Raw genomic sequence first — 15,956 nt, 5'->3', positions numbered from 1 at the left:
GACCCGGAGAATCTCGACATCAACAAACCATTGAAGTTCCACGATGAGGAAACTAGTATCCACTGTTCAGAAGCGCCCTGCTGCTCCCGGGGTGTTGCTCGCCGTACCCGGAACGACTGGCACCCGGTGCCACCGCTGAAGGAAGTGACAGCTCATGTCCACACCAGCGCCGTCCCCGCTGGCCATCGTCGACGCCGAGCCCCTGCCCCGGCAGGAGGAGGTCCTCACCGAGGCGGCGCTCGCCTTCGTGGCCGAGCTGCACCGGCGGTTCACGCCGCGCCGTGACGAACTCCTCGCCCGCCGCGCCGAGCGCCGCGCCGAGATCGCCCGCACCTCCACCCTCGACTTCCTCCCGGAGACCGCCGCGATCCGCGCCGACGACTCCTGGAAGGTCGCCCCCTGCCCCGCGGCCCTGGAAGACCGCCGCGTGGAGATCACCGGTCCCACCGACCGCAAGATGACCATCAACGCCCTGAACTCGGGCGCGAGGATCTGGCTCGCCGACTTCGAGGACGCCTCCGCGCCGACCTGGGAGAACGTCGTCCTCGGGCAGGTCAATCTGGCCGACGCCTACACCCGGAACATCGACTTCACCGACGAGACGTCCGGCAAGTCGTACGCCCTGCGCCCGAACGAGGAGCTGGCGACGGTCGTCATGCGCCCGCGTGGCTGGCACCTCAACGAGCGCCACCTCGTCGACGCCGACGGCAACCAGGTCCCCGGCGCCTTCGTCGACTTCGGCCTGTACCTCTTCCACAACGCCCAGCGCCTGCTCGGCCTCGGCAAGGGCCCCTACTTCTACCTCCCGAAGACCGAGTCGCACCTCGAAGCCCGCCTGTGGAACGAGGTGTTCATCTTCGCGCAGGACTACCTCGGCATCCCCCAGGGCACCATCCGCGCCACCGTCCTGATCGAGACGATCACGGCCGCGTACGAGATGGAGGAGATCCTCTACGAACTCCGCGACCATGCCTCGGGGTTGAACGCCGGCCGCTGGGACTACCTGTTCTCCATCGTCAAGAACTTCCGCGACGGCGGCGCCAAGTTCGTCCTGCCGGACCGCAACGCGGTCACGATGACGGCCCCGTTCATGCGCGCGTACACCGAACTCCTCGTCCGCACCTGCCACAAGCGCGGCGCGCACGCCATCGGCGGCATGGCGGCCTTCATCCCCTCGCGCCGGGACGCCGAGGTGAACAAGGTGGCCTTCGAGAAGGTCCGCGCCGACAAGGACCGCGAGGCGAACGACGGTTTCGACGGCTCCTGGGTCGCCCACCCCGACCTGGTCCCGATCGCCATGGAGTCCTTCGACAAGGTCCTCGGCGACCGGCCGAACCAGAAGGACCGGCTGCGCGAGGACGTGCACGTCGAGGCGGCCGACCTGATCGCCGTCGACTCGCTGGACGCGAAGCCGACGTACGCCGGTCTGGTCAACGCCGTCCAGGTGGGCATCCGTTACATCGAGGCGTGGCTGCGCGGTCTCGGCGCGGTGGCCATCTTCAACCTGATGGAGGACGCGGCCACCGCCGAGATCTCCCGCTCGCAGATCTGGCAGTGGATCAACGCGGGCGTCGAGTTCGAGAACGGCGAGAGGGCCACCCCGGAGCTGGCCCGCAAGGTCGCCGCCGAGGAACTGGACAATATCCGCGGCGAGATCGGCGAGGAGGCCTTCGCGGCCGGCCACTGGCAGCAGGCCCACGACCTGCTGCTGACGGTCTCCCTCGACGAGGACTACGCCGACTTCCTCACCCTGCCGGCGTACGAGCAGCTCAAGGGCTGACGTCCTCCTGCGGGACCGTGTCCGAGTGGCCCAGGGGCTTCCCCGGGGCCACTCGGTCGCGTACGGCCCGCTTCACCGCCGTCGGCTCGGGAAAGCCCTGCTCGCGACGGTCCCAGACGACCTCGTCGTCCACGCGCACGACGAACACCCCGCCCTTGCCCGGCCGCAGCGCCAGCTCGGTCAGCTCCGCCTCGAACGTCGTCAGCAGTTCCTGCGCCAGCCAGGCGGCACGGGGCAGCCAGCGGCACTGGGTGCAGTACTCGATCTCGACCCGGCCACTCATCCGAGGTGCACCGACCAATCCTGTTCGGCCGCGGGCTTGCCGTGCAGGTCGGGGACCTGCCGGAGCCACGCGGGGCGTCCTTGCTGGTTCTTCGCCGCCCGCCGGGCCTCCTCGGCGGCCAGTTCCTCCCGGCTCGGGAAGTCCGTGGGCAGCCACTGCGCCGAGGCCCGCACCCGCGCGTGCAGGTAGCTCACGTAGGCGTCGCGGGCCTCGGCGGGCGAGGCATGGTCGGTGAGCCAGGCGTCGGGGACCTCCGCGACGACCCGGCGCAGCAGTTCCTCGGTCACCCTGGGCGCGAGCTCGGCGTCGGCGGCGCGCACGTCCGGGCCGTAGTGGCCGAGGGCGTGGTGGCGGAAGTCGTAGGCCTTGGCGGGGTCGGTGCCGTCCCAGCGGTGGTGGAAGACGAGGGCGGCGCCGTGGTCGATGAGCCACAGCCGCGGGGGCACGGTGCCCAGGGTCGGCCAGACCATCAGGTTGGAGCTGTGGACCGTGCGGTCGACGTTGACGGTCAGGGCGTCCAGCCAGACGATCCGGCCCGCCTCCAGGGGGTCCACCGGGAAGACCTTCGCGAGGTCCGGGGTGAAGTCCTTGGCGCCCGGCAGGTAGTCCATGCCGAGGTTGAGGCCGCTGCTCGCGGCATGCAGGTCGCGGACCTCCTGGTGCGGCTCGCCGTCGGCGATCGCCGGGTCGAAGTGCACGAGGACCAGCTCGGGGAAGCGCAGTCCGAGCGCGCGGGCCAGCTCGCCGACGATCACCTCGGCGACGAGCGCCTTGCGGCCCTGCGCGGAGCCCGTGAACTTCACGACGTAGGTGCCCAGGTCGTCGGCCTCGACGACTCCGGGCACGGAGCCGCCGGACCGCAGCGGGGTCACATATCGAACAGCAGTCACGTCGCGCAGCACATCGGCCAGGGTATGTCAGCGCTCACCCGGCCAGCGGATTCGGCAGCGGCAGATAGCGGGCGTCCGCGCCGTCCGCGCCCGTCCAGCGCAGCAGCAGGTTGGTCTTGCCGGGCAGGGTGGGTGCCGTGAGCAGGCCGGAGGCCTCGGGGAGGCCGTGGCGGGACAGTTCGCGGCGGGCGGCGGGCCAGGGGTCGAGGCCGGGGCGGCGTTCGGCCAGGGCGCCCGCGACCTCGGTGAGGTGGTTGACGACCAGGCAGTACACCAGGCGCTCCCAGCCCGCCGCCCGGGACACCTCCGGCAGCAGCTTGACGCCCTCGGCGTCCCGGAACAGGGCCTGCACCGGAGTGCCGGCGGCGTCCACGGCGACCAGCGTGTTCTGCAGATGGGCCTCCAGGACGACGCCGTGCTCGGCGAAGGCGGTCAGCGCCGGGGGCACGACGGCCCTCAGATACGCCTCCCACCAGGCCGCCGGGTCCTCGGCGGTGTCGAGCGGGCTGCCCTCGAAGCCCTCCACCAGCCCGGCGGCGAGCAGCGGGGTCGCGCCGGGCAGCACGCGCCCGCGCAGTCCGTCGCGGACCAGGACGGCGAGTTCCTCGAAGGCGCATCCCGCGGTGCGGTAGCCGCGGTCGCCGAGCCAGGCGGCCGGGGCGCCCATCGCGGCGAACGCGGCCGTGACGGCCGTGTCGGTCCGGCGCAGCCTCAGCAGGTCGTGGCGCCACAGCCGGCGGATGTCGTTGGTGATGCGGACGTCGAGGCTGAACTTCAGGAACAGGTCGTGGGCCGGGGCGTACAGCGTGCGGATCGCGGCCGTCGGCCAGGCGTCGAAGCCGGTCGTGCCCAGCCGGACCAGGCGGCCGTCGGCGAAGGCGGGCGCGAGGTCGACCAGGTCCAGCTGCCAGGGGTGGGCCGGCAGCAGCCGGTAGCCGGGCGGCGCCTCGCCGAGCGCGTCCAGCGCGGAGGTGTCGCCCTCCTCGACGACCGTGTCCTCGCGCACGCCGAGCAGGACCAGCGGGAAGCGGGCGTGCGCCTCGGGGGCGTACGGCAGCCAGCCGGCGACCGGACCACCGCCGCGCGCCTTGGGCGCCGGGTGGTACGGGTGGCCGGTGATCAGGGACTGCTCGGAGCGCAGGTACGGGTCCTCGGGCGCGGTGGCCCGGGCGCGGGCGGCGAGCAGCGCGGCCACGGCGTCCCGGCTGTCGATCATCTCGGCGGGCAGTTCGTGGTTGGACAGGCCGGTGTGCCGGCGCAGCTCCTCGCCGACGAGCTTGACGAGTTCGGTGTGGCCGACGCGGTGCCACTGCCCGGCCGCGAACACCTCGGGAGCGGCCGGACGCCGCTCGCCGCGCACCCGCAGCAGGCGGCCGGTGCCGGGCAGCCGGTACGTGCGCGGTGCCCGCTCGTCCGGGGACGGTGGGCCGGACACGGGCTCCGCCACCTCACGCAGCAGACAGTTGAGGAGCGGCACGGCGGCGTACGCGTCGGCGCGGTCGGCGTCGCCACCGGCATGAGGGGGGATGAGATCCACGCGATCCACTCGTTCCCTGAAGGCCCGTTCGGGAGAAGATGATCAGTATGTATGCCGTCGCGACCTGTCCGTGACGCCCTGTTCGTACCCGAGGAGCACGCCCGTGGACCGTCCCCGACCCGCGGAGACCGAGGTCGCCGACGAGCTGGCCGTCGTACGTCCCGGCCTGCTGTCACGGTACGCGGCCGAGCTGGCGGGCGCCCGGGCGGCCGTGCTGACCCGGCTGTGGCGGGCGCTCGCGTACGAGCCGCTGCCCTGGGTCGCGGGGCGTGAGCCCGGCCGGGAGGGCCTCGCCCTGCGCCTGGCCGACGGCCGCCGGCTGCACGGCCCGGCCGCGGACCCGTACGCGACCGACGCGTACGTCGATGTCGTACGACTGGACGGCACGGCGTACGACGATCCGGCGCGGCTGATGACCGGCCTGGCCGTGCCGCACGGCAGCGGCTTCGCGGCCGAGCTGGGGCACAGCGTGGCCTCGACGGCGCTGTCGCGCGCCGACCGGGCGCCGCTCACGGACGCGTGGCCGACGACCGACCGGGAGTGGGAGCAGCGGGTGGTGGACGGGCATCCGTACCACCCCAACTGCCGTTCCCGGCCCGGCTTCTCGGTCGCCGAACAGCTGGCGTACGGGCCCGAGCACCGGCCGGTGGTGCGGCTGGGGACGGTCGCGGTGCGCCCGGAGGAGTGCCTGGTGACGGGGGTGTGGCCGGACGAACTGCGGGACACGGGACGGCTGTTGCTGCCGGTGCATCCGTGGCAGGCGGCGCACGTGCTGAAGCGGAGCTGCGAGGACGGGTTCGCCGCGCACCCGCTGATGTCCTTGCGGACGCTCGCCGTGCCGGACGGGCCGCACGTCAAGACCGCGCTCAGCGCCCGGCTGACGTCCTCGGTGCGGGACATCTCGGTCTACTCGGTCGGCATGTCGGCGACGCTGTCGGCGTTCGGGGAGTCGCTGGCGGCGCGTTCGGACGGCTTGTTGCACGTCACCCGGACGCTGGGGGCGGCGACGGCCGACTCGCCCGACCTCGCCGCCGTGCTGCGGGAGTCACCGGGGACGTACGCGGCGACGGACCGGGGCGAGCGGGTGGTGCCGGTGGCCGCGCTGGCCACCACCGCGCTGCCGTCGTCGCCGTCGTGGCTCGCCGAGTTCGCCCGCCTCGCCCTCACCGTCGGGCTGCGTCTGCTGGAGATCGGTGTGGCTCTGGAGGCGCACGGCCAGAACCTGCTGGTCGTCCTCTCCGCCACGGGCGCCCCGCTGCGGCTGGTCTACCGCGACCTCGCCGACATCCGCGTCAGCCCGGCACGGCTCGCCCGGCACGGCGTCCCGGTCCCGGAGCTGACCGGACGGATCGTCACGGACGACGAAACCGCCCTCAGGCGCAAGCTGTTCGGCTCCCTGGTCGCGGGCGCGCTCGCCGGTACGGCGGGTTCGGCGGGCGCGCTGGGGGCGGCGCTCGAGACCGCCGTACGGGATCTGCCGCGCACGCCCGACCTCGTGGCCCTGCTCGAAGAGCCGCTCCCGACGAAGGCGTTGACGCTGATGCGGATGTCGCCGGGGACGCCCGGGGACCAGTGGACCGTCTTGCCCAACCCCCTGCGCTGACCGGTCGTTTTGGATCACGGCCCACCTGATCAATAGGATCCGCCGATGATCAGAACACAACGGCTGGCGGCGGGAGTGTGCGCCCTGCTCGCCACCTTGGCGGCCGGGCTCGCCTTCCCGGCCGCGGCGGAGGCCGGCGAACCCACGAGCGGGGCGAACGCGAAGGTCGACCTCGTCCTCGACGTCAGCGGTTCCATGCGGACCCGGGACATCGACGGCGGCACCCGGATGGCGGCGGCGAAGCAGGCGTTCAACGAGGTCCTCGACGCCACGCCCGAGGACGTCCAGCTCGGCATCCGCACGCTCGGCGCGAACTACGCGGGCAACGACCGGCAGACGGGCTGCAAGGACACCGCGCAGCTGTACCCGGTCAGCACGCTGGACCGCACCGAGGCCAAGACGGCGGTGGCGACGCTCTCGCCGACCGGGTGGACGCCGATCGGCCCCGCGCTGCTGAAGGCCGCGGGCGACCTCGCCGACGGTGACGGCTCCAAGCGGATCGTGCTGATCACCGACGGCGAGGACACCTGCGCCCCGCTCGACCCGTGCGAGGTGGCCCGCGAGATAGCCGCCAAGGGCATCGGCATGACCATCGACACGCTCGGCCTGGTCCCGAACACCAAGCTGAACAAGCAGCTCAGCTGTATCGCGGAGGCGACCGGGGGGACGTACACCTCGGTCGAGCACACCGACGAACTCACCGACAAGGTCAACCAGTTGGTGGATCGCGCCGCCGACCCGGTGGTGACGCCGGTGGCGACCGAGGGCGCCACGCAGTGCACCGACGCGCCGACGCTGAAGTCGGGTCTGTTCACCGACCGCGAGGAGTTCGGGCAGCAGCGCTGGTACAAGGTGGACGTCGACCCGGGCAAGGAGCTGCGTGCCTCGGTCAGCGTGGCGGCGGACCGGGCCGTTAACCCGTCCTACGGCGTGCTGCTGCGGGCGGTCACGGTGCACGGCCGGGAGATCGTGCGCGGCGAGTCGGCGGGCAACGGCCGCACCGACGTGATCTCGACGGGGCTGCGCTACCCGAAGGCGGAGAGCGACGCGGACGACGCTCCCGCGGAGACGGTGTGCCTTCAGGTGACCAACTCCTTCTCTCCGGCCTCGGGTGTGAAGACCACGCCCGGTATGCCGCTGGAGCTGACGGTGGACGTCGTCGACGGCCCCTCGAAGGCGAGCGACGTGGCGTCGTTCGGTCTCGGGCGCGGCTGGTGGCTGCTGGGTGTGCTGGTGCTGTTCGGTTTCGTCGCCGGTCTGCTGTGGGGCTGGCTGTCGCGCTGGCGGGTCGCGGTCTGGAGGACCAACTGATGCGGATCACACGGATGCTGGGCGCGGCGGCGCTGCTGTTCGGGCTGACGGTCACCCCGGCCGTCGCGGACTCCTCCCCCTCCCCGAGCGCCTCGGGCGACGACTCCGCGCCGACGTCGGCGGGCACGTCGTTCCGTACGGCGGCCGAGGTCGACCAGGGGCAGGAGGCGACCGCGAGCGCCTCCACGGGCGACTACCTGTACTGGTCGTTCCCCGCGGACGCCGGGCAACGGCCCACGGTGCGGGCGACGGTGAAGCTGCCGGCCTCGCACGCGGCCCAGACCTGGCAGATCGACGTCTACGACGGTCTGCGCCGCCGCCAGTCCTGCCAGTACGGGGCGCAGACCCGTACGGCCGAACAGGGCTCCACGAACGTCGAGTTGGCCTGTGTGCTGCGCACGGTCCGGGCCTGGTCGGAGCCGTGGGCCGACGACCCGCTGCCGGGCACCTACTACATCCGGCTGACGGCGCTGAACCTGACGACGGCCGACCTGGGCCAGCCGGTGAAGGCGTCCGTGCGGGTCGACTCCAAGGACATCGGCGGCTCGGCGGCGGTGGACGGCTCGCTGGCGCAACCGCTGGTGCCGGGCATCGCCGTGTCGTCGAAGTCGGGCTTCAAGGACGGTGACACGTCGAAGGCGGCGGTGCTGTCCAGCATCGAGCCCGACGGCGGCTGGACGTCCGGCTGGTGGTCGGACCGCTGGGTGTGGACCGGGATCGGCGCGGTGCTGGCCGCGCTCGCCGGGATCGGCGGCTACGCGCTGACCCGCGGGTCGGGCCGGCCCTCCCGGGTGCCGCCCGCGGCCTGACGGCCCGTCGGGGAGCCCGCCGTACGTCCGTACGGCGGGCTCTTCTCATGCGTCCCGCAGGGACTTGGCGAGCGTGCCGTCGCCGGTGACCGTGACGCGCCCGTCCCGCACCGCGTCGGCGAGGCGCAACTCCCCGCGGCCGAGGGCAGCACAGGTCCCGGCGTCCAGGACGAGCCGCGCGTCCGGCTCACCGGGGGCGGGACCGTCGCCGTACACCGGGCCGTCCTCGGCGCCGACGAAGAGGTGGAAGTCGCCCTCCTCCAGGCCGACTTCGACGAGTCCTTCGCCCTCCAGCGCCCGCAGCAGGGGCAGCGCGAACCAGTGGGCGCGCAGGGCGTCCGTGGGCCGCCGCTCCCCCAGCTCCTCCTGCCCCCACACGCTGAGCGCCTGCAGCACGGGCAGCAACTCGCGTCCGCGCGAGGTGAGTTCGTAGACGTAGGCGGCGCCGGGCGGCGGCAGGCGGCGCCTGGTCGTCAGCCCGTCGCGCTCCATGTCCTTCAGCCGTGAGGCGAGTACGTCCGTGCTCACACCGGGCAGGTCCGCGTGCAGGTCGGTGTAGCGGCGGGGTCCGGCCAGCAGCTCCCGGACGATCAGCAGGGTCCAGCGGTCGCCGACGGCATCGAGCGCGCGGGCGGCGGAACAGTACTGGTCGTAGCTTCGGCGTCGTGACATGCGACGCAGTCTAGACATGTCATTGGACTTTCCAAGCACCCACTTGGTAAAACCAAGCACCACCAGATACCGGAGGGACGCATGGAGTTCCGGCAGTCGAACAAGCTCAGCGAGGTCTGTTACGAGATCCGCGGCCCGGTGATCGAGCACGCCAACGCGCTGGAGGAGGCGGGCCACAGCGTGCTGCGCCTGAACACCGGCAACCCCGCGGTGTTCGGCTTCGAGGCGCCGGAGGAGATCCTCCAGGACATGATCCGGATGCTCCCCCAGGCACACGGCTACACCGACTCGCGCGGCATCCTCTCCGCCCGCCGGGCGGTCGCCCAGCGCTACCAGACCCTGGGCCTGGAGGTCGACGTCGACGACGTCTTCCTCGGCAACGGCGTCTCCGAGCTGGTGTCCATGGCCGTTCAGGCGCTGGTCGAGGACGGCGACGAGATCCTCATCCCCGCCCCGGACTTCCCCCTCTGGACGGCGGTCACCACGCTGGCGGGCGGCAAGGCGGTGCACTACCTCTGCGACGAGCAGTCCGACTGGAACCCGGACCTGGAGGACATGGCGTCGAAGATCACGGACCGCACCAAGGCCGTGGTCATCATCAACCCCAACAACCCCACCGGCGCGGTCTACCCCAAGGCGGTCGTCGAGGGCATCCTCGACCTCGCCCGGCGGCACGGCCTGATGGTCTTCGCCGACGAGATCTACGACCAGATCCTCTACGACGACGCCGTCCACCACTCCGCCGCGGCCCTCGCCCCCGACCTCGTCGTCCTGACCTTCTGCGGCCTGTCGAAGACCTACCGGGTTGCCGGCTTCCGCTCGGGCTGGCTGGTGGTGACCGGCCCGAAACAGCACGCGAAGAACTACCTGGAGGGCCTGACCATGCTGGCCTCCATGCGCCTGTGCGCCAACGCCCCCGCCCAGTACGCCATCCAGGCCGCGCTCGGCGGCCGCCAGTCCATCCGCGACCTGACCACACCCGGCGGCCGCCTCTACGAACAGCGCGACGTGGCCTGGGAGAAGCTCAACGAGATCCCCGGGGTGTCCTGCGTGAAGCCCAAGGGCGCGCTGTACGCGTTCCCGCGCATCGACCCCAAGGTGCACAAGATCCACGACGACGAGAAGTTCGTCCTGGACCTGCTGCTCCGCGAGAAGATCCAGGTGGTGCAGGGCACGGGCTTCAACTGGCCCGCCCCCGACCACTTCCGCATCCTCACCCTGCCCCACGCCGACGACCTGGAGGCGGCCATCGGCCGGATCGGGCGGTTCCTCAGCGGGTACCGGCAGTAGCGGCACCACGTCGCCGCCGCCTCTGCGCGGGCCGGTTGTCAGACCCGCGTCGTAGCCTTCGAAGCAGGTGGGAGCAGGGGCCCGAGGCCGGGAGGAGGACGCCGTGACACGACCGCCGACCGCCGCGCAGCGGCGTGTCATCGACGCCGCCGATCCCGTCACCGGGCGGCTGCGGGGTACGGAGGCGCAGCTGGCGGCGCTGGTGAAGCGGGGGCTGGCCTTCCGGCACCCGCGGCCGCCGCACGACCACTTCCTGACGCCGGCCGGGCACCGGATACGCGGCGCCGAGGAGCCGGCCGTCCCTGCGGAACCCGAGGCGGCCGCGGCGGGAGGTGGGTTCGCCGCGCGGGTCGGCGGCGAGGAGGAGGCGCCGCAGACCGGTCCGGCCCGCGTCCGCGAGGTGCACAGCGCCTGGCAGGGACTGCTGGAGCTGCGCCGCATGACCAACCGTGACTGCGCCACGGACCGGCCCTGCGACTGGGAGCGCACGCATCTCGTGCAGGCGGCCGCGCTCGCCCTGGAGGCGGCCGGGCACCGTCCGGCCGGGGCGGGCCCGGAGGGCTACCGGGTGCGCGCGACACCGCAGCCGGAGGCGGTCGCCGTCCACGAGCCGGCCGAGGAGGCCCGGCGGGCGTGCGCGGCGACGCTGGAGCGGGCGGGCTGGCAGGTCGGCGAGTACGCGGAGCCGCGCACGGGGAGGCGGTATCTCCTGGCCTCCCCGCGCCGGGCGTGATGAGCATGCCAAGATCGGAGGTCGTCACATCCGGCACGAGAGTCAGTACGCGAAGGGAACGCAGTGAGCGAGCCGTTTTCCGTCCCGGTGACCGTCCGCGGATACGAGACAGACGCACTGGGCCACCTCAACCAGAGCGTGTACCTCCAGTACGCGGAGCACGCCCGGTGGTCCATCCTCCAGGCCGCCGGGGTGGGCCCCGCCGAACTGCTCGCCAAGGGGGTCGGGCCGGTGGTCCTGCGGACGACCGTCGACTACGTGCGCGAACTGCGCGCGGGCGACGAGGTGTCGGTGTCGTGCGCCTTCGAGTGGGGCGAGGGCAAGACGTTCCAGGTCGCGCAGACCATCACGAAGGCGGACGGCACGGTCTCCGCCGAACTGCGCTCGGTCGGCGGCCTGCTGGATCTCGCGGAGCGCCGGCTGGTCGCCGACCCGCGGGGATACTTCCGCGCGCTGACGGACCGGCCGGAGCTGTTCGGCCTCTGATCTACGCCGGCCGGGTCCGCGCGTGCACATGCCCGTCCCGGGGGAAGGCGGGCGGTGCGGCGGGCAGCAGCCCGGTGAGTTCGTAGCGGCACTTCCGCGCGACCGCGCAGGAGGCCGTGTTGTCGGTCTGGTGCACGAGTTCCAGGCGGGCGAGTCCGTCGTCGGCGAACTCGGCGAAGGCCCAGTCCGTCAGCGCCTCCAGGGCCCGCGGCGCGATCCCACGGCCGCGGGCGCGGGCTGCGGTCCAGTAGCCGACCTCCGCCGAGGCGGCACCGGGGGTGGCGCGTTTGAGGACCACATGGCCGACGGGCGCGTCCTCCTCCACGACGGCGAAGGCGAGCCGCTCGCCCGTCTCCCAGCCGCGCCGCTGCTCCGTCACCCAGCTCGCCGCAGCGCTCTCGTCCTCGACGGCGAAAGTCGTCCAGCGCCGCAGGGCGTCGTCGCCCCGCAGCCCGAGCAGCGCGGGGGCGTCGCCCGCTTCCCAGGGGCGCAGCGCCAGCGCCGGAGCCGAGGCAGTGGGGGGCGCCGTCAGCCGTGCGGTGATCCTGTCCATGCGGGGGAGCCTACGACGGCCCGTTCGGGGCGAGGGGCGCCCGGGCGCCGAAATAGGATGCGGCCGGCCGTGTTCGGCTGCGATGATCCGCGGTCATGTCCGCACGCCGCGTGAAGCCCAGCCGCTACATCTCCGTCGACAACGTTCCACTCATGGTTGCACGGAGAGTAGTCACTATGTGATCAAGGAACATGCAGGTCAGAGCGATTTACAGCAGCGAATCTGGCCGTGATCGGCCGTAGCACTGGCACGCGCCTCCAGCGCTACGCCCTGTAGTCAGAATCCGGCCCTGCCATGCACGTCGTCACGGCGCCTGACGTGAGGCATGGCAACCCTGCCGACGGCCAGGGGTTGGGAGCGAAGGGCATCGGCTTGCCCATGATCAACGGCATGACCAACGCGGCGATGGAGGCGAACTCCACGGCGCACGGCTTGAGCGGCATGAGGGCGCTCGCTTTATCCATGGACTGCACGCCGTGGCCATTCACCCATAGGGCAACGGCCAGGCGTCCGCAGGCAGGCACGAGCGGCTGCGGATAACCACCCGGTGCAGCGCACACGGATCAGCGCACGAAATCATCCATGCGGCCTGCACGATGTCCGGATTGCCCCGGTCTGACCCGGGGGTTTTAACCTGGAGCACCTGGGACGGGATAAACCCCGCCCCCGCGCAGGTCCCAGGCCTCTCAGGCTCTACGCCTGCGGCGGCTGCGCCTGCTCCGGGGACGCCCCACCGGGCACGGGGTCGGCCACATAGGTGCCGCGCCCGTGGACAGTGACGATCAGACCCCGCTCGCGCAGCACCCCGGCGGCCCGCCGGACCGTCAGATATGCCACGCCGTACTCCTGGGCGAGATCACGCTCAGAGGCCAGGCGTGCACCTGGCCTGAGTTCACCTGCTCGAATCCTGGCCTCGATGTGGTCGGCCACGGCCACGTAGATGAGCTGCGGGCCCTGCGGGTTGAACTCAGGCACCTCGCTGCGATCACTCATAGAGGCAACGTAAAGCGCTATCGAGCAGCACGAATCTTTGGAGAGCTATACAGAGCTCTACTTGAGTGACTACCGTCGGAGACGAAAGGACCCCGGCGAGTCGGTCAGGACTCCCGGGGCATGGCCGGACACCCAAGGAGTGCCGACATGCCACACGCTACCGATCGACCACCTAATGCCGAACAGCGCGCGCAGGTCGCCTACAGCGCCCTTTTGGAGCACTGCGCCGGGTGCACCGCGTGCAAGAGCCCGGAGCCTCCGGAGGAGCCCTGCACGGAGGCGCAGCACCTGGCCGAGGCGTACCGCCTCGCGCGCCGCGAAGCACGGGGAGTCGCGTCATGACCGCCCCCGTGCGCGTGTGTCATTGGTGCGATGAGCCGATCACCGACCCCGGTGACGCCGTGGCCGTCCTGCACGACACGGGCAACTCCGGCCCCGGCTGGACCGTATGGGCGCACCGCGACCACGCAGATGCCGTCGACATGATCGACGGCGACCTCCTGCGGATCATGATGCGGCTCTGGGCTGCGGGTAGCTGAGGCCCCGCACAGACCAACGCCCCGCCGGTGACGCTGCCCGGCGGGGCGTTGCCGTGCGCCAGAGGCGCTCGCGCCAGGCCGACGCCGTGGCAACCAGGCATCCGGGGACAGATGGGGAGTCCTCCCCTTTTCGCCCACACCGCCCTGAATTCGCATCGCGCAAGCATTCCGATAGAGAAAAGTCGACATTTCCACCCCCTGGCAATTCAGAAGCCTCGAATGTGCCTTTTATGGATGAATTCAAGGAGAGCTTGAGGGGCTAATTCGAGGCCCCTCGGCAATATTCAATAAAGAGGGGCCACGCGTGAATGCGCGTGGCCCCTCTTCTGTGCACCTACCAGGCTTATCGACGCCCTGCCATGGCTGGTCTACGGAACCGGAGGAATAGATATCCGGTAGGTGCCAGACCCCTTTGACTGCCTGACAGACTCAGGCCGTCCCGGGACGGGAGTCAGTGCCGCCCGTGCCATTGGTCCGGTACGTCTGCGCGGACGCGCCGAGGAATCCAGAGTCAGGCGACTCCGAGTCCATGGCATTCGGGCCGGGGCGCTGAGCGCCCGCGTTGGCACCCATGAGCGGCTGCTGCGTGTATGCGGCGGCGCACCCGCCCTTGAGCGCCCGCATGTCCTGGCGCCCCGACTCATGGCCCGGGTCACCGGAAAGGTCAGCCCCTGGCACAGCTCGCATGGAATCCATCTCAGTAACCCATTCCGTTGTAGGACTGCGTCCCTGCCGAATTCCCCTGGCTGCGCAAGTAAGCCATGAGGGCGTCCGGCGTCTCCGCATTCCGTATCTGGCGAATCTGCTCAGCCTGAGTTCCGGCCGGGGCTGCTACGCCCACCACCCCTTGCTCCTGCATCCGCTGGATTTGAAGCTGCTCTTCCTGCGTGAGTCGGGAGTTCGGATACGCACCCTGGGAAGGCTGAAGGGTCTCGCCCTCCATCAATTCCGCGAGTGCAGCCTTCTGTTCTTCCAACTCTTTCTTGAGCTGCCGGTTTTCCGCCGTGATCGCCTTCATGTGGGCTCGGAGCCCTGGCGACCTAGGCGCGTTGCGCCGCTGCTGCGGCTGAGGCTCAAAGTCCTCGTCGTCCTGCTCGTACTCATCGGGGTCGCCCCCGTAGTAACCGAATCCGCCGCCATAGTTCACGGCGCGTCCCCTTTCCTGGCCGCCATCTCTCGGGGAAGAGATGGGTTCCGTCTCCGGGCTTTCACAGACCGGGGGCCGGGCGATCCCGGTCGATGTGGCGAATCTACCGGGCCCCACTGGCAATCCACGCAATTCTCAGGAACCCCCGAGCCGGCGACCGTCTATCGAATGCGGCGAGCGGCTCGGAGGTCATCGCCTAGGAGCTGACCGCTCCCACCTTCTTCGGCCTCGACGCATTCCACATGACGCGGCGTGCGGCCTGCTCTATTCCGGGGTCTTGCTCAATGATTCCCAGGAGCCATGCAAGGCGTACGACGGGCTCTTCTCCAGAACGACTGTGCGCCCGCATGGCGGCCTCCTGGACGATGAGCGATACGCAGTGAGGGCAGGCGCCTTTCAGGCCACCCCAGGGGCATTCACGGATCTGTGCGACGACGTCGCGGCTAAACCGCACAGTTCACCCCCGGAGGGGTGGTGATCTCGGATACGGCAGACATAGTCTCGTGTTCCTCCTTCTGGTCACGCGGGACGGAGATCGGTGAGCGCATCCGGATGGCCGCCCGGGTGCGCTCACGTGCTTATGCGATGGTGATGACTTCCGCCTTCACTTTCTTGACATAGTTCGTCACCAGGGTTTCGGCGGTCATTTCCAGGCGCCTACGCACGCATCGATTGCAGGGCCGAGCTGGGTGGCCGTGTTTGTGGCGGCACTGTGCCGCCATGGCGTCCATCGCTTCACGGTGGACGCGATTGCGTTCGCTCCACATCTGCGGCGAGCGGCCTGCCTCCGGGATTCCGAGGGTGGCGAACAGGGAGCGTGACGCCAGGGTGAACGGCGCTTTCGCCCTGAGGGTCCCGGGGCAGGCGTCGCACGCGTGCATCAGCACCGACCGGGCGATGCCGTTCCTGCGGAACTCCATCGACACGTAGACCAACTCCACGGCGAACATCTGCAAGTCCATCGAGATGAAACCCACGGTCTGGCCCTCGTGCTCGATGAGGGCCGTGGACAGGAAGTCCGCTACCGGTGTCCCGTCCATCCACTCCCCGGTGTTCTCGAATCCCTCCATCAGGTAGTCGCGATAGAGGGCGGTGAGGGTCGCTGCATGCTCGGGGTCGAGGGGATCGAACCGGTGCAGGGTGCACGGCGTCAGTGGTGGCACGCGTCCTCCTCCGTGGGTTTATGCGGCAGATGGGGTGCACCCCGGGGGTGCACAAAGGGGGGCGACCAGACGGCGCGCTAGGTGGCGCGGGCCCCAATCCGGTCCGCCTCGGTTCGAGAGGGTGCAGAGTTTGTGCACCCTCCTTCTTCGGTGTCTGTGCTGGTCAG

Annotated in this window: 16 protein-coding genes; 8 read left to right on the top strand and 8 right to left on the bottom strand. The window is 70.9% G+C overall.

The genetic code is table 11. The features are described 5' to 3' along the window. Positions 1-154: 154 nt before the first annotated feature. On the top strand, positions 155-1,780 hold the full coding sequence (aceB, locus tag LN251_RS24970) for a malate synthase A (RefSeq protein WP_458246342.1): 1,626 nt from the start codon (positions 155-157) through the stop codon (positions 1,778-1,780). Here aceB and LN251_RS24965 read toward each other — a convergent pair. Genes LN251_RS24965 through LN251_RS24955 form a run of 3 tightly spaced genes read right to left on the bottom strand, consistent with a single transcriptional unit; the run spans position 1,770 to position 4,490 of the window. After that, positions 1,770-2,063, bottom strand: a complete 294-nt coding sequence (locus LN251_RS24965) for a SelT/SelW/SelH family protein (RefSeq protein WP_458246341.1) — start codon at positions 2,061-2,063, stop codon at positions 1,770-1,772. The genes aceB and LN251_RS24965 overlap by 11 nt on opposite strands. Beyond that, positions 2,060-2,965: a HipA family kinase gene (locus tag LN251_RS24960; RefSeq protein WP_458246340.1), complete on the bottom strand. Its 906-nt coding sequence runs from the start codon at positions 2,963-2,965 to the stop codon at positions 2,060-2,062. Before LN251_RS24960 ends, LN251_RS24965 begins: the two co-directional genes overlap by 4 nt. 22 nt (positions 2,966-2,987) lie before the next feature. Further along, positions 2,988-4,490, bottom strand: a complete 1,503-nt coding sequence (locus LN251_RS24955; RefSeq protein WP_458246339.1) for an IucA/IucC family protein — start codon at positions 4,488-4,490, stop codon at positions 2,988-2,990. A 103-nt stretch (positions 4,491-4,593) separates the two neighbouring features. Here LN251_RS24955 and LN251_RS24950 point away from each other — a divergent pair, with 103 nt between their 5' ends. Genes LN251_RS24950 through LN251_RS24940 form a run of 3 tightly spaced genes read left to right on the top strand, consistent with a single transcriptional unit; the run spans position 4,594 to position 8,213 of the window. After that, complete coding sequence (locus LN251_RS24950; RefSeq protein WP_458246338.1) at positions 4,594-6,093, top strand: IucA/IucC family protein; 1,500 nt, start codon at positions 4,594-4,596, stop codon at positions 6,091-6,093. 45 nt (positions 6,094-6,138) lie between these two features. After that, positions 6,139-7,404, top strand: coding sequence for a VWA domain-containing protein (locus LN251_RS24945; RefSeq protein ID WP_458246337.1), 1,266 nt, complete (start codon positions 6,139-6,141; stop codon positions 7,402-7,404). Continuing rightward, positions 7,404-8,213 carry a hypothetical protein gene (locus LN251_RS24940; protein ID WP_458246336.1) on the top strand — a complete coding sequence of 270 codons (810 nt, stop codon included), beginning with the start codon at positions 7,404-7,406 and terminating at the stop codon, positions 8,211-8,213. Before LN251_RS24945 ends, LN251_RS24940 begins: the two co-directional genes overlap by 1 nt. A gap of 45 nt (positions 8,214-8,258) precedes the next feature. On the opposite strand, the gene LN251_RS24935 is transcribed toward LN251_RS24940, so the two are convergent. Next, the gene (locus LN251_RS24935) at positions 8,259-8,885 is read right to left on the bottom strand and encodes a winged helix-turn-helix transcriptional regulator (RefSeq protein ID WP_458246335.1); all 627 of its coding nucleotides are present in this window, start codon (positions 8,883-8,885) and stop codon (positions 8,259-8,261) included. 81 nt (positions 8,886-8,966) lie between these two features. On the opposite strand from LN251_RS24935, the gene LN251_RS24930 reads away from it, so the two are divergent. The 3 genes from LN251_RS24930 to LN251_RS24920 all read left to right on the top strand — a co-directional run bounded on the left by LN251_RS24930 (position 8,967) and on the right by LN251_RS24920 (position 11,394). Further along, positions 8,967-10,175 (top strand): pyridoxal phosphate-dependent aminotransferase, encoded by a 1,209-nt coding sequence (locus LN251_RS24930; RefSeq protein ID WP_458246334.1) that lies wholly within the window; start codon positions 8,967-8,969, stop codon positions 10,173-10,175. A 103-nt stretch (positions 10,176-10,278) separates the two neighbouring features. After that, positions 10,279-10,908 (top strand): hypothetical protein, encoded by a 630-nt coding sequence (locus LN251_RS24925; protein ID WP_458246333.1) that lies wholly within the window; start codon positions 10,279-10,281, stop codon positions 10,906-10,908. Positions 10,909-10,971: 63 nt separating this feature from the next. Further along, positions 10,972-11,394: an acyl-CoA thioesterase gene (locus LN251_RS24920; RefSeq protein ID WP_458246332.1), complete on the top strand. Its 423-nt coding sequence runs from the start codon at positions 10,972-10,974 to the stop codon at positions 11,392-11,394. A gap of 1 nt (position 11,395) precedes the next feature. Here the strand turns inward: LN251_RS24920 and LN251_RS24915 are convergent, their stop codons facing one another. Then, complete coding sequence (locus LN251_RS24915; protein WP_458246331.1) at positions 11,396-11,947, bottom strand: GNAT family N-acetyltransferase; 552 nt, start codon at positions 11,945-11,947, stop codon at positions 11,396-11,398. A 693-nt stretch (positions 11,948-12,640) separates the two neighbouring features. After that, a complete protein-coding gene (locus LN251_RS24910; RefSeq protein WP_458246330.1) occupies positions 12,641-12,940 on the bottom strand; it encodes a GntR family transcriptional regulator in 300 nt (99 codons plus the stop codon). Positions 12,941-13,278: 338 nt separating this feature from the next. Here LN251_RS24910 and LN251_RS24905 point away from each other — a divergent pair, with 338 nt between their 5' ends. Beyond that, positions 13,279-13,479 (top strand): hypothetical protein, encoded by a 201-nt coding sequence (locus tag LN251_RS24905; RefSeq protein ID WP_458246329.1) that lies wholly within the window; start codon positions 13,279-13,281, stop codon positions 13,477-13,479. Between the two features lie 697 nt (positions 13,480-14,176). Here the strand turns inward: LN251_RS24905 and LN251_RS24900 are convergent. Beyond that, on the bottom strand, positions 14,177-14,626 hold the full coding sequence (locus LN251_RS24900) for a hypothetical protein (protein ID WP_458246328.1): 450 nt from the start codon (positions 14,624-14,626) through the stop codon (positions 14,177-14,179). Between the two features lie 578 nt (positions 14,627-15,204). Further along, complete coding sequence (locus tag LN251_RS24895) at positions 15,205-15,789, bottom strand: GNAT family N-acetyltransferase (protein WP_458246327.1); 585 nt, start codon at positions 15,787-15,789, stop codon at positions 15,205-15,207. Positions 15,790-15,956: the final 167 nt, after the last annotated feature.

The sequence above is a fragment of the Streptomyces sp. MAI_2237 genome, from assembly GCF_054189285.1.
This window is presented reverse-complemented; position numbering and strand designations above follow the sequence as displayed.